The following is a 12,730-nucleotide window of genomic DNA, read 5'->3' as shown; positions in this document are numbered from 1 at the left end:
CCGAATGCGAAAGGAGAAATTGAATTGCTTCAAGAACTCACCGTTGATAATTTAGCAATTATTGACCATTTGACACTTGAATTTAATAATCAAATGACTGTCTTAACTGGTGAAACGGGAGCGGGTAAATCAATTATTATTGATGCCGTGGGACTGTTGGCCGGGGGACGCGGATCACAAGAATTTATTCGTCGTGGTGAAGATAAATTAAGCGTTCAAGGTCAATTTAGCATTCCCAAGTCAGAGGCGTTTATCGTTCTTTTGGATCAACTTGGTATTGATCATGTTGATAATACCATCATCATTCAACGAGAAATTCATCGTAGCGGTCGTAATATGATTCGGGTGAACGGCATGTTAATCAATGCGGCCACCTTAAGAAAAATTGGCTCATGGCTCGTAGATATCCAGGGACAAAATGAACATCAGAGGCTTCTGAGACCAGAAGAACACTTGGGAATGCTTGATGAATATGCTAAACCGCAAGTATCAAAATTAATCGACAAATACCAGCAGCAGTACGATGAGTTTGTTAAAATTAAATCAGCACTTGGAAAAAAACAATCGAATGAGCAACAGTGGGCACAACGCTTAGATATGCTCCGTTTTCAAGTTCAGGAAATTGAAGCGGCCGATTTGAAACCAAATGAGGACGAAGAGCTAAGCACAGAACGTGATCGTTTGAATCATTTCCAGCAAATCAATAACGCACTCGAACTTACAAATGCTACTTTAAATGGCGATGAAAATGGTTCAATTTTAGACGCAGTGGCAAATGTAATGAGTGCTTTGCAAGAAATTACAGAGTTCGATCAACAGTATGCAAATTTAACTGATTCGATTTCAAACGCTTTTTATGGTCTTCAAGATGCTGCCAGTGAAGCATCCAACCAGTTAGACTCCTTAGAATTCGATGAAAAGCGCCTAAATGAGATAGAAAATCGTCTAGTTCTAATTGCAGATCTTGAGCATAAATATGGTGATTCTGTCGATGAGATTCTTAACTACTATCAAAAAATAAAACAGGAATTAAAATCAATGGAAATAGCAGAGGACGATAACGATAATCTTGAAGAAAAGCTAGCCCAAGCTGAAGCGAATTTGTTAAAAACTGGGCATCTTTTAACCGAAAAGCGTGAAAAAGCGGCCTTTAAATTATCAAAAGACGTTGACCAGCAACTTAAAGAGCTCTATATGTCAAAGGCCATTTTTGAAGTGAAATTTTTAAATTCACACAGTGACCATATTCTGCCGAATGGATTAGATCAAGTTGAATTCTACATTCAAACCAATCCAGGTGAAAGCCTCGGACCACTTGCTAAAATTGCTTCTGGTGGTGAATTATCCAGGGTAATGCTCGCCTTAAAAACGATTTTTGCGCAAAACATGGGAATCACCAGCATCATTTTTGATGAAGTTGATACCGGGGTCAGTGGACGAGTTGCCCAAGCAATTGCAGAAAAAATAAGATTAATCGCTAGTTCTTCACAAGTTCTTTGCATTACACATCTGCCACAAGTGGCTGCAGTTGCAGCCCACCATTTCTTGATTAAAAAGAGTGTTCATCATAATAGAACGACAACATCCGTCACACCTTTAACCGAAAAACAACGGATCGATGAACTCGCTAGAATGTTATCTGGAGCCGAAGTTACTAAACTAACTCTTGAGCACGCACAAGAATTACTTAATATGGCACAGAAAAAATAGAAAATAATGTTCAAAAAAAGAAGTCAGCGTTAAAACTGACTTCTTTTTATATACTTTTCTATGCTTGCTCGATAAATCTGATTTGATCGTAAGAAACCACATATCTCAAACTATTGTTAGATTTTAGCATAATTTTATTTGGCGCAATTATTTTTAAAACACCCTTAGCGTTTTCTACTTGTCCTGCATCCGTTAATGGAATCATTTGAATTTTAACATTCATTTTCTTTTCAATTGCCTGTTTAACAAAATATTGGATTTGAAAAAGTGGCATTTTAGTTTTAATAGTTACCGGCTGAATCTTTGGACGAGGGCTTTCTGCAAGCAACAATTTATCAAACTGCTGTCTGAGGTGCCCACCGACTACTTTAATTGTGCTTTGATAATTTTGCATTACTGAAATCCTCCCGAACATTTGTTTGTGTACACATTATACGAACAAATGTTCTAATTTGCAACCCCCCTCATTAAATTTTAATTTAAACGGCTTTCAACTAGGGGACTTGGTAAATTTTCTTGATAAACAACTGTAAATAGTGCACAATGGTTGATAACACATAAGTTAAGGAGCTACAAGATCGTATGAAAAAGCGCGGAATGTTGATTGTTTTGTCTGGCCCATCCGGAGTTGGTAAAGGTACGGTTCGCAAAGCAATCTTTGATCAAGATAATAATGATTTTCAGTATTCAATTTCAATGACGACACGTAAGCCACGTCCTGGCGAAGTTGATGGAGTTGATTATTTCTTTGTAAGCAAGGAACAATTTGAGCATAATATCCAGACTGGTGAAATGCTCGAATATGCCAAGTATGTTGACAATTATTATGGAACACCCTTAAACTATGTAAATGAGACGTTAGACTCAGGTAAAGATGTCTTTCTCGAAATTGAGGTTAATGGTGCCATGCAGGTTAGGGCTAAATGTCCTGATGGAGTGTTTGTATTTTTAACGCCCCCAGATTTAATGGAACTAAAGCAACGCTTGATTCATCGAGGAACAGATGCCATGAATGTCATCAACAAACGCATTGAAAAAGCCGTTGGCGAAATCAAAATGATGCAGAACTACGACTATGCTGTTGTTAATGATAAAGTTCCTAACGCAGTTGAAAAAATTAAAAACATTATTCGCAGCGAACGATTACGCGTTCACCGAGTAATGCCCGATTACCTTGGAATGTTAGGAGAGATGAAGAAATGATTTTATACCCATCTGTAGATAAATTATTGCAACGTGTCGATTCACGTTATTCGTTAATTATGCTTGCAAGCAAACGTGCCCACGAAATTGATGCTGGTGAAACACCACTATTGAGCAAGTACGATTCTGATAAGTCGGTTGGTAAGGCTCTTGAAGAAATCGAAGCTGGTAAAGTTACAATTGATCCTGAAAGTAACAAGGATTAATCCAAATAAATAAGACGGATCTAGGACAAAGTAATTGATTGCCCTAGGTCTGTTTTTTTGATATCCGTGTTATAATTTTATTTAGTATTTATCATGAACGGGGGATCAACCATGTCAAATATAGCTCTCCATGTAACAGGTGGAATTGCATCATATAAAGCGGTTGAATTATTAAGAGCATTGCAAAAGGATGGTAATGAAGTCAGAGTAGCGATGACTCCAGCTGCAACGGAATTTGTGACAAAGACTACGTTTGGATCACTAACGAAGTATCCCGTGTTAACTAGTTTATGGGGCGACGATAATCACAGTAACATTGCGCACATTGAATTGGCAGATTGGACTGACGTAGCAGTAGTTGCACCGGCAACCGCAGATACAATTGCAAAAATTGCCAATGGTATCGCTGATAATGCAGTTACATCAACTATTTTGGCTACTAATGCACCTAAAGTTGTGGTACCAGCTATGAACTCGCACATGTGGTCAAATCCCGCAACTGAACGTAATGTCAACCAATTAATTGCTGACGGCATTACCGTTATTGCACCAGAAGAAGGACGCCTGGCAGAAGGTTATAGCGGAAAAGGGCGTTTTCCTGCTTTAAACACAATCACATCAGCTGTTGCAAAACTATTGAACCAATCTTTAACCTTGTCCGGTAAAAAAATATTGGTAACTGCCGGTGGCACAAGAGAATCTATTGACCCTGTACGCTTCATTGGTAATCGATCATCGGGAAAAATGGGCATTGCAATTGCTAACGCAGCGCAAGAGGCTGGGGCAGACGTTACACTGATCGCCGGTCAAATTGACTCATCCAGTGAGATTAACTCGTCAATCAATTTATTACGTGTCGAGTCAACAGAACAAATGGCAAAAGCCGTTGAACAAAATTTTGATGCGACAGATGCTTTGATAATGGCTGCCGCAGTGGCTGACTATACGCCATCAGTAACGTCACAACAGAAAATGAAGAAAAGTGAAAATACACGCTCAATTTTTATCAATTTCAAAGAAACACCAGATATTCTAAAAACATTTGGTTCAAGAAAGACTCACCAATTAATTGTTGGTTTTGCCGCGGAAACACAAAATTTGATTGATAACGCAACAAAAAAATTGAACGAAAAAAATGCTGATTATATTATTGCTAATAATGTTAATGAAACTGGCGTCGGCTTCGGCAGCGATGACAATCAGGTGACGATTTTGCAACCAGGACATGAGCCACAAAAATGGGCGAAAATGAGCAAAAAGCTCGTAGCAGAAAAAATAATTAAACTAATCTCAAATCAATTATTGCAAGGTGATTAAATGGCAGAAATTGCGCAAATCATAGTCGATGTGCCAACTATGCAAACCAATCAGCCATACACGTATCAAGTACCTGAGGAATGGCAGCATCAGATTCAACGTGGCATGCGAGTTACAGTACCATTTGGTAACGGTAGTCGCAAAGTTCAGGGATTTGTTGTCGGTCTTGACGAACAATCAAATTATGACGGCGAACTAAAAAAAATTGATTCGTTGATGGAACTAACACCGGTCTTGAACGAAGAATTACTTGATCTGTCAAAGTGGATGGCGAATGAAACGTTTGCATTTCAAATAACTTGTATGCATACAATGCTGCCTAACCTACTCAAGGCAAAAACAACCAAGTATCTAAAACTAGTTGATGAAGTTAATGAAACTGACTTTGACGAATTATTCCACGGTTTAGAAGAAATAGAATTCATCCCCGAATCAATGCCGAAAGAAACAGTTAGTCGCTTATTAAAGCTAAAAAAAGAACAAAAAGTTGAGATAACTTATCACGTTCAAAACAGGGCTAAGCCTAAGACAGCTGTTGGTATTTCTCCATTAATGTCATTTGAACAATTTGAAGAACAGCGCAGTACTTTAACCGCACAAGCTAAGGCACAAAATAAACTGTTGTCTTATCTACAAAGTATTATTGGTCAAACAATCAAGTTGTCTGATGCAAGAACAAACAGTAAAATCAGCAATGCTACGTTCACGATTGGTGAGCAGAAGGGCTGGTTAAAAAAGTTACCTATTGAAGTTTACCGAACACCAATCGAGCTTCAGAAAAACAGTAATCGTGAAAAAGAATTAACTTTAAATACTGAACAAGCAGATGCCGTCAGTTCAATCACCGATGCCATTGATCAAAAGCAAAACAAGACATTTCTTCTGGAAGGAGTTACCGGTAGCGGTAAAACAGAAGTATATTTGCAAAGCATTCAAAATGCACTGAATCATAATCAAACTGCAATTATGCTTGTCCCAGAAATCTCATTAACTCCTCAGATCGTTTCAAGAGTTGAAAAAAGATTCGGTAAAGATGTTGCCGTCATGCATAGTGGTCTGTCAAATGGTGAAAAATACGATGAGTGGCGCCGAATTGAAAGAGGAGAAGCGCATGTTGTCGTGGGTGCTCGTTCGGCTATTTTCGCACCTTTAAAAAACATTGGCTTGATCATCCTTGATGAAGAGCATGAAACAAGCTACAAACAGGATGAAACGCCAAGGTATCACGCAAGGGAAGTTGCTAAGTGGCGTGCCAAATATCATAACGCTCCGTTAGTATTGGGGAGTGCAACACCCAGTTTAGAATCTAGGGCACGAGCTCAAAAAAATGTCTATCAACAACTAATGCTGACACATCGAATTAACAAACGGCCAATGCCTTCTGTCAGTGTTGTTGATATGCGTGAAGAATTAAAACACCACACTGAAAGTAATTTTTCAACCCAATTACTTGAAGAAGTTCAAACTAGAATTAGCCGTGGCGAGCAGACTATCTTAATGTTAAACCGTCGTGGATACTCTTCATTTATTATGTGTCGAGATTGTGGCTTTGTTTTACAATGTCCTAACTGTGATATTTCATTAACTCTTCATATGGATACGCACACAATGAAATGCCATTATTGTGGCCATGAAGAACCAATTCCTGATATCTGCCCGAATTGTCATAGCCACCAAATTCGATATTATGGTACGGGTACCCAGAAGGTGGAAACCGAATTGCAGGAAAAAATTCCTGAGGCTCGTATACTCCGAATGGATGTGGACACAACTAGACGCAAGGGAATGCATGAAAAGATACTGCGCCAGTTTGGTCATCACGACGCAGACATTCTTTTAGGAACACAAATGATTGCAAAAGGGCTGGACTACCCAAACGTCACACTTGTTGGAGTATTGAATGCAGACACCGGTCTTGGTTTGCCAGATTTTCGGGCAAGTGAGCACACATTTCAGCTATTGACACAAGTTAGCGGTCGGGCTGGCAGAGCTGATAAACCAGGACAGGTAATCATCCAAACCTATAATCCTGATCACTATGCCATCCAATTAGCAAAGCATCATAACTTTGAAAAATTTTTTGAAATTGAAATGCAATTACGACACCGTGGTAATTATCCGCCGTACTATTACACCACCCAAATTACAGTGAGCCATCCGGAAGAGAAGATGGCCGCTAAAACTATTTTTTCAATCGGTAAATTTTTGCAAGACGGTTTAGGACAGGAATGCGTAATTCTAGGCCCAACACCGCGTTCAATTGCCCGCGTAAACAGGCGTTATTTCTATCAGATTGTTATTAAGTATAAACACAGTAATAAGTTGCATGAACTATTAACTGAACTAATGCAACGCAGTCAAAAGTTGACTAAGAATAAAATTCAAATATCAATTGATCCAGACCCACAGTATTTTATCTAGAGGAGGAAAATTTATTGACTTCAATCGTATTTATGGGGACACCTCAATTTTCAGTACCAATCCTAAAAGACCTGCTAGATTCCTCGGACTACCAGGTGTTAGCAGTAGTTACACAGCCAGACCGTAAAGTTGGCCGTAAGCATGTGGTCACTGCTCCCCCAGTGAAACAACTTGCACAGCAGTATGAGGTTGAAATTTTACAACCAGAAAAAATCAATCATAGCTCTGAAATGGACAGAGTTATTGAACTAAATCCAGATCTAATTGTGACTGCTGCATTTGGTCAATTTTTACCTACGAAGTTACTTGCCGCCGCTAAAATTGCTGCGGTCAACGTCCATGCGTCTTTGTTACCAAAGTACCGCGGTGGTGCTCCGGTGCACTATTCCGTTATTAACGGTGATAGTGAGACCGGTGTGTCAATTATTTACATGGTCAAGAAAATGGATGCTGGTGATATCATTTCGCAGCGGGCCATTCCAATTACCAACCAAGATGATACCGGTTCAATGTTTGATAAATTAAGTGATCTAGGTCGCAATTTATTGATGGAAACATTACCAAACATCATCAGTGGCAATATTAATCCCGTTGTGCAAGATGAAGATCAAGTAACTTTTTCTCCTAATATTTCTTCGGAGCAAGAAAGGTTGAACTTTACGCAGACTGCCCATCAAATTGACTGCAAAATCAGAGGATTACGTCCGTTTCCAATTGCTAACGTAATTTTAGATGGTACGAGGACAAAGATTATCAGTGCGGAGCCGTTGAATGAGACAACCAATCTAAATCCTGGCCAAGTTGTGCGAGTTGGCAAACACGAACTCGTCATAGCTGCTGGTGAGGGAACTGTTATCAGCTTTCAGCAGGTTAAACCTGCAGGCAAGCCGCAAATGTCAATCACAGACTATTTAAACGGTCATCAAGACTTAAAGCAAGGGGTACAGGCTGTAACTCATGAATAACGAGGCTAGTAAAACTAAGCAAAGTGTCAGATTCCTAGCACTTGAGGCTCTTGACAAGGTACTCTTGTCTGGAGCCTATTCAAACCTTCAACTTAATCAGGTAATTGCGCAGGCACACTTGTCCGATGCAGACCGACGATTACTCACAAATATTGTGTATGGTGTCATTCAACACCGAATTACCCTTGAATACTGGCTGGCCCCATTTATAAAAGGGAAGAAGCTAGAGTCATGGGTTCAAGTACTATTGTTAATGTCTTTATATCAATACAAATATTTGGACAAGGTGCCAGAATGGGCTATTACAGATGAATCAATCAAAATTGCCAAAATTAAAGGTCACCCTGGTATTCGTAAATTAGTGACGGCAGTACTACACAACATTTTAAGGCAAGGCGTTCGTAGCTTTGACCAGCTTCAAGATCAAACAACAAGGCTCAGCACCGAATATAGTGTTCCATCATGGCTAATTGATGAACTGGCATCTCAGTATGGCGACTCAAAAACGCATGAAATTCTCAAAAAGATTAACCAACCAGCCCATCAATCTATCCGGGTCAAACAAAGTGCTGATACTGAACAAGTTATCAAATCGTTAGAAGATGATGGATTTTCAGTCAAGCGTAGCACTGTGACTTCTTACGCGTTGATCATCAGTGGTAAATCTGCAGCAGAATCGCCACTTTTTAGAGATGGGACAATTACGATTCAAGACGAAAGCGCAATGCTAGCCGTTGATAGCATGAAGATTAATCCTGGTGATCAAGTACTCGATGCGTGCGCGGCACCTGGGGGTAAAACAATTCAAATTGCTGAACATCTGGACATCAACAATGGTGGTAAAGTGACAGCATTGGACATTCATCAACACAAAATTAAATTAATTAAAGATAATGCTAAACGAATGCATACAAATTCTGTCATTGATGCAATCCAATTGGACGCCCGTAAAGTGAGTGAAAAATTCGCAGACGAATCATTTGACCGTATTTTAGTAGATGCTCCGTGTAGCGGTTTTGGCCTAATTCGACGAAAACCGGAAATCCGTTATGAAAAGACACTAGAAGATAGTTTCCACTTGCAAACAATTCAACTAAATATTTTGGACGCTGTTGCGACAAAGGTAAAAAAAGGCGGTATAATCACTTATAGTACTTGCACTATCCTGCAACAAGAAAATAATCAAGTGGTTAATAAGTTTTTGCAAAGCCATCCAGATTTTACATTGCAGAAGACTGAGACAAGCAATCAACTGTTCAACGACCGTGAAGATAAAACTCTGACAATTTTGCCTAGTGATTTTGACTCCGATGGCTTCTTTGTGGCAACGTTGAAACGTAATCAATAATGGAGAATTGGTATGAAAATTGCTTTTAAAACCGATATCGGCAAAGCTCGAGAAGAAAACCAAGATTATGTCGGCGTCTTTAAAAATTTAGATAAACTAACATTTGCAATCGTTGCTGATGGGATTGGTGGTCATCAAGGTGGGGATGTTGCCTCATCTATGGCCGTTTCTCACATTGGACGACACTTTGAAGAAACATCTTTTGATACACCGTTAATGGCTGTGCAATGGCTGTCAAGCGAAGTTCGTGACGAAAATGCTCAAATAATTGCAAAGGCTGAACAGTTTACGGACCTCCATGGGATGGGCACGACACTGGTTGCGGCTATTATTTTTGATGACCAAATGATTGTCGCCAATATTGGTGATAGTCGTGGATATTTGAATCGCGATGGAAAATTAAGTCAATTAACTGAAGATCACTCTTTGGTTAATGAATTGGTAAAACGCGGCGCAATTACGGAAGATGAAGCCCGAACTCATCCTCAAAAAAATATTATTACAAGAACTCTCGGCATTTCAGACGATGCTGATATTGATGTGAATTTATACAAATTTAAAGATAAAGATCGCCTGCTCTTATGCACTGATGGTCTTTCAAATATGGTTGAAAACGATCAAATGCTGTCAGTACTTGAATCTGACACATCAACGGATCAAAAGTGTGAACAACTAATCAATGACGCAAATCAGGCTGGCGGACCAGATAATATCACCGTACTGATTGTTGAAAATAACCAGGAGGATGATCAATCATGAATCCTGGATACAAATTAAATAATCGTTACGAAATCATACGGTCGCTGGGTGAAGGTGGCATGGCTAACGTCTATCTGGCACACGATTTAATACTTGATAGAGATGTGTCAGTTAAGTTGTTACGTCTTGACTTGCGAGATGATCCACATACTAAACGGCGATTCCAAAGAGAGGCCCTTGCGGCAACGCAGTTAAGTGACCCCCATATTGTTGGTGTTTACGATGTTGGTGAAGAACATGGGCTTCAATACTTAGTCATGGAATACGTTAAGGGAACTGATTTAAAGGAATACATCAGCGCTCACTTTCCAATTCCGTTTCACCAAGTTATTGAAATCATGGAACAAATTCTATCGGCCGTAGAAGAAGCTCATCAGCATGGCATCATTCATCGAGATCTAAAGCCCCAAAACGTTTTAATTGACGACCAAAAAAGAGTTAAAATAACCGATTTTGGTATTGCAGTGGCCGCGTCAGAAAATTCGCTGACCCAAACAAACACAGTAATGGGGTCCGTTCACTATCTGTCACCTGAACAAGCACGTGGCAGTATTGCGACTCCACAGTCAGATGTTTACTCTTTAGGGATAATTTTATACGAATTGTTAACTGGCAAAGTCCCATTCGAAGGTGAAACGGCTGTTTCAATTGCGCTCAAACACTTCAGAGATGAAATTCCGTCAGTCCGACAATTTAATGAGGATATTCCTCAAGCACTAGAAAATGTTGTTCTAAAAGCAACTGCCAAAAGGCCCGATGAACGTTATCAAAGTGCTAAGGAAATGGCTGATGATCTATCGACAGCACTTTCACCATCCAGAAAAGGCGAAACCAAATTCGTTCCAAGCACTGTTGATCAGGGTGAAACAAAGGTTATTAATCCCGATGATCTGAATAAGGCTGTGGAAAAACAAGGTGACACTGATTCAATTGACGATAGTCAACCGAAGAAGAAGCACCGTAAATGGCCGTGGATTATTACGTTGCTAATAATCATTGTTGCATGTATTGTAGTTTGGTTAATAGTTCCCACACGAGTAGTTGTGCCGAACACTAGTGGTTTAACTCAGACTCAAGCAGAGAAAAAGATAAAAAAAGCCGATCTGAAAGTTGGATCTGTTAAGAAAGAAACCAGCGAAAGCGTTAAGGCTGGTCACGTAGTTTCATCTAACCCTCAGGCTCAGCATAAGATTAAGGAACACAGCAAGGTCAATTTGGTTGTTAGTACCGGCCGCCAGAAAATTACTTTAAAAAACTATGTTGGCAAGGATTACGCAACAGTTGCTGAAAGTTTAAGAAACAAGGGATTGACGGTAAAGAAAGTCTCGGTATATTCTGATGATGTTGACACGGGAAATATTATCAAGCAAAGCATTCGTTCTGGTAAAAAAGTAAACGCCCACAAGACAACGATTACCATGAATGTCAGCACAGGTAAAAAGAAAATCACATTACCAGACTTCACTAATAAGTCTGAAAAAGAGGTACAAAAGTACGCTGATGACAATCAGTTACAGCTAACGACTACGCAAGCGCAGTCAGATTCTGTTGCTGAGGGGAATGTAATTAGCCAATCGCCTAGTGCTGGTACTAAGGTAACGCATGGTGATTCGATTTCAGTCACAGTTGCCGAAGCAAAACAAAATACCACCACTGTACAAATTAGCGTGCCATTTGATGGTTCCAATAATCAAACTCAGAATCGTGTTCAAATTTACATTCAAGACGCCAGTCATAACCTGACTCAAGAGTATCAAGATGTTATGATTAGCCAAGATACAACGATCAATGTGCCGTTCACGTTGAATGGTGATAGCACTGGTGCATACAAAGTTATCCGCGATGGTAAAACCATTATGAGTGCTACAAATATTCAAGGTTAATTAATAGGAGAAACATGTGAAAAATGGAGTAATTCAACAGTCATTAAGTGGATTTTATGATGTGTTAGCTGATAATAAAATATATCGAACCAGGGCTCGCGGTAATTTTCGAGCAAAGAAAATTAAACCGATGGTTGGTGATCATGTTGATTTTCAAAGTGATAATCAACAGGAGGGATACGTACTAAAGGTTCATCCCCGTAAAAACGAACTCGTTAGACCACCAATTGCTAATGTTGACATTGCAATTGTTGTGACAGCGGTGAAGGAACCAGAATTTTCGACTAACCTATTAGATCGTCAGTTGGTGGCACTTGAGGCCCAAAATGTTAAACCGATCATCTATTTTTCAAAGACTGACATGCTGTCAGATGACGAAGTACGGTATTTTAATGATCACATTGTAAAAGGCTACCAAGATATTGGCTACGATGTTATTTTCCATCAACCAGCGTTTGACGAATCAGTTAAAACAAAGTTAATGGCAGGACTTAAAGGTCAAATTAGTGTCGTCATGGGACAAACAGGTGCTGGCAAATCAACCTTGTTAAACAATCTTTCACCTGAACTAAACCTCGCAACTGGTGAAATTTCACAGGCTTTGCAACGTGGTAAACACACGACACGCAAAGTTAGCTTGCTGAATGTTAATCAGTGTTTGATTGCCGATACACCAGGATTTTCATCATATGAAGCGTTTGACATGACAGATGTCGAATTATCCCATTATTTTCCTGAAATGCTCTCATTAAGCGTCAATTGTCGTTTTAGAGGATGTTTACATCTAAAAGAGCCAGGATGTGCCGTGAAAAATGCGCTTGCAGATGGTAAAATAATGACTAGTCGGTATGAGAGTTACCAAATGTTTCACAATTTAGTGGTAAATCAAAAACCAAAATATAATAAAGAGAAATGAGG

11 protein-coding genes are annotated in these 12,730 nt (G+C 39.4%); 10 read left to right on the top strand and 1 reads right to left on the bottom strand.

What is annotated here, in order from left to right; translation table 11 throughout:
* The first annotated feature begins 24 nt into the window (after nucleotides 1–24).
* On the top strand, nucleotides 25–1,710 hold the full coding sequence (recN, locus tag FD16_RS02020) for a DNA repair protein RecN (protein WP_010622086.1): 1,686 nt from the start codon (nucleotides 25–27) through the stop codon (nucleotides 1,708–1,710).
* Nucleotides 1,711–1,768: 58 nt separating this feature from the next.
* Here recN and FD16_RS02015 read toward each other — a convergent pair whose 3' ends face one another.
* Nucleotides 1,769–2,104 (bottom strand): hypothetical protein, encoded by a 336-nt coding sequence (locus FD16_RS02015; RefSeq protein ID WP_010622087.1) that lies wholly within the window; start codon nucleotides 2,102–2,104, stop codon nucleotides 1,769–1,771.
* A 188-nt stretch (nucleotides 2,105–2,292) separates the two neighbouring features.
* On the opposite strand from FD16_RS02015, the gene gmk reads away from it, so the two are divergent.
* From gmk to rsgA, 9 genes are all read left to right on the top strand, one after another.
* Nucleotides 2,293–2,913, top strand: coding sequence for a guanylate kinase (gmk, locus tag FD16_RS02010; RefSeq protein ID WP_010622088.1), 621 nt, complete (start codon nucleotides 2,293–2,295; stop codon nucleotides 2,911–2,913).
* Entirely contained in the window at nucleotides 2,910–3,119 is a 210-nt protein-coding gene (rpoZ, locus tag FD16_RS02005) for a DNA-directed RNA polymerase subunit omega (protein ID WP_010622089.1), read from the top strand. Before gmk ends, rpoZ begins: the two co-directional genes overlap by 4 nt.
* Before the next feature lie 111 nt (nucleotides 3,120–3,230).
* Nucleotides 3,231–4,436, top strand: a complete 1,206-nt coding sequence (coaBC, locus tag FD16_RS02000; RefSeq protein ID WP_010622090.1) for a bifunctional phosphopantothenoylcysteine decarboxylase/phosphopantothenate--cysteine ligase CoaBC — start codon at nucleotides 3,231–3,233, stop codon at nucleotides 4,434–4,436.
* A complete protein-coding gene (gene priA / locus FD16_RS01995) occupies nucleotides 4,437–6,857 on the top strand; it encodes a primosomal protein N' (protein WP_010622091.1) in 2,421 nt (806 codons plus the stop codon). It abuts the gene before it with no gap.
* 14 nt (nucleotides 6,858–6,871) lie between these two features.
* Nucleotides 6,872–7,822 (top strand): methionyl-tRNA formyltransferase, encoded by a 951-nt coding sequence (fmt, locus tag FD16_RS01990; protein ID WP_010622092.1) that lies wholly within the window; start codon nucleotides 6,872–6,874, stop codon nucleotides 7,820–7,822.
* Nucleotides 7,815–9,170: a 16S rRNA (cytosine(967)-C(5))-methyltransferase RsmB gene (gene rsmB / locus FD16_RS01985; RefSeq protein ID WP_010622093.1), complete on the top strand. Its 1,356-nt coding sequence runs from the start codon at nucleotides 7,815–7,817 to the stop codon at nucleotides 9,168–9,170. Before fmt ends, rsmB begins: the two co-directional genes overlap by 8 nt.
* A 12-nt stretch (nucleotides 9,171–9,182) precedes the next feature.
* Entirely contained in the window at nucleotides 9,183–9,929 is a 747-nt protein-coding gene (locus tag FD16_RS01980; RefSeq protein ID WP_010622094.1) for a Stp1/IreP family PP2C-type Ser/Thr phosphatase, read from the top strand.
* Nucleotides 9,926–11,812, top strand: a complete 1,887-nt coding sequence (pknB, locus tag FD16_RS01975) for a Stk1 family PASTA domain-containing Ser/Thr kinase (protein ID WP_010622095.1) — start codon at nucleotides 9,926–9,928, stop codon at nucleotides 11,810–11,812. The genes FD16_RS01980 and pknB overlap by 4 nt, the downstream gene beginning before the upstream one ends.
* A 16-nt stretch (nucleotides 11,813–11,828) precedes the next feature.
* On the top strand, nucleotides 11,829–12,728 hold the full coding sequence (gene rsgA / locus FD16_RS01970; RefSeq protein ID WP_010622096.1) for a ribosome small subunit-dependent GTPase A: 900 nt from the start codon (nucleotides 11,829–11,831) through the stop codon (nucleotides 12,726–12,728).
* Nucleotides 12,729–12,730 lie beyond the last annotated feature (2 nt).

It is taken from the genome of Paucilactobacillus suebicus DSM 5007 = KCTC 3549, from assembly GCF_001434475.1.
GTDB lineage: Bacteria > Bacillota > Bacilli > Lactobacillales > Lactobacillaceae > Paucilactobacillus > Paucilactobacillus suebicus.
This window is presented reverse-complemented; position numbering and strand designations above follow the sequence as displayed.